Source organism: Candidatus Obscuribacterales bacterium, from assembly GCA_036703605.1.
Taxonomy (GTDB): domain Bacteria; phylum Cyanobacteriota; class Cyanobacteriia; order RECH01; family RECH01; genus RECH01.
In genome coordinates this window covers 1-1,510 of sequence record DATNRH010000513.1, presented here as the reverse complement: position 1 = coordinate 1,510, position 1,510 = coordinate 1, and the positions used below count along the sequence as shown (strand labels likewise).

The 1,510-nt window shown below is 54.4% G+C and carries 2 protein-coding genes; one reads left to right on the top strand and one right to left on the bottom strand.

Annotated features, from left to right (window positions below):
- The first annotated feature begins 616 nt into the window (after window positions 1-616).
- The gene (locus V6D20_11105) at window positions 617-769 is read left to right on the top strand and encodes a hypothetical protein (GenBank protein HEY9816330.1); all 153 of its coding nucleotides are present in this window, start codon (window positions 617-619) and stop codon (window positions 767-769) included.
- Between the two features lie 430 nt (window positions 770-1,199).
- On the opposite strand, the gene V6D20_11100 is transcribed toward V6D20_11105, so the two are convergent.
- Window positions 1,200-1,364 (bottom strand): hypothetical protein, encoded by a 165-nt coding sequence (locus V6D20_11100; protein HEY9816329.1) that lies wholly within the window; start codon window positions 1,362-1,364, stop codon window positions 1,200-1,202.
- Window positions 1,365-1,510 lie beyond the last annotated feature (146 nt).

Here is a 1,510-nt window from a genome sequence, read left to right as displayed (position 1 = left end):
GCATTCCGCAAGACTCACACTTGGGAAGTGGGACGGGTCCCTCCTCCAGTATGTGAAGGATGTCATGCAGATGTCGTCTCATGAAGTGGACCCGAAGCGCTCTCTTTGAGTGTGCCCTTCCTGGGCAGTCCTCAACTGGACAGTAGACCACAGGGGTCCTGTCTGGGACGCTACACACGTAAGGTGCCGGAGCCGCTGCAGCTGGAGCCTGCAGTGGGGCAGGCTGCAGTTCAATGGCATGCTGGCTACGCATGTGTTGTCGGAGAGATCCAGTGGCTATCTCCTTTCCACACTCACCACAAGTCACCTTTTGGCGCTTGCGTTGGTGGTAGGAGTCACCAACACCATCCATTCTGTGGTGGTAAGCCGCAGTGGACAGTGGTCCCGGTATCGGAGCTGGATGGCAGATCATTGCCTTAGTCTTGTTTACATTACATTTCAGACCGATGCAACGAAACAGGCCGACAAGCGCATCAAATGCTACCTGTAGCCAGGAGTGGTCGAGGGCACTGACCAAACCATCGTCTGCATAGAATAACACCAGCTTTTCAGCTACTGTTCTTCCAAAGCCGTCCCGAGAGATGGTCCCATTGTCATCAATGACCAAGGAGAGCCAGTGTCTCAAGACATTGTCTTCCACAACATTGAAGAGCGTCAGCATGAATATGCACCCTTGGGTGCCGCCACGGCTAGCCTCAAAAGGCTGTCCATGGTACTATCCACCTTGCCGGGCTACTATCTGCTGTCTTGTCCAGAAGGTCCGCAGTAGGTGTCGGGCCTTTGGGCCAACACCATATCCTTGCAGGATAGACAGAGCACGGTCCCGGTCCATCATGTCGTATGCTTTCCAGAGGTCCAGAAAGAGTGCATAGAAAGGCACCTGATGGATGACTGCTAGCTGTTGGGCTAACTTGGCTTCGATTATGGCAGTGTCCATGCCGCGTCCAGGCCGGAAGCCATGGAGACAGTCATGAAAGGAGACTCCTCGCTAGGTATGAGTGTCTACAATTTTCATTAGCACTTTCCAGACCACATCCAGTAGTCCGATGCCACGGATGCCTCCATCCTCTTTTGGAAGGAGGACAACGCTAGCCCAGGTGACTTCCGTAGGAAGATCCCCTGAGGCATAGCAGTGTTGCACCAAGGAGACCACAAGGAGGTCCCATGGTTGGCGTTCTGCGTCGGTTGCACCGTCACGTTCAGCCATACTTCTCCACTTCTTGAGCTGGTTTGGGTGGGCGATCACTGGCATCCTTATACCAAGCTTTCAGCCGCATCCAGGCCTCCTGGAGGTCATCATTCTGGAGCGCTGGTTCAATAGCAGCCCCCGCAGCCTCAGTGCGCTTTTTCCTGTCCTTTTGCAAGGAGCTCTGGATGTGGCGCCCAAGTCGACAACCCTCAGCTTGGATTTCCCTATTCGAGCCCACCGGCCAGTGATGCCAAAGCGATGCCTTTTGGTTGACCAGTTTCCAGGTCTCATCAGAGATCCAGGGCTTTCTCTGGCGTTTTG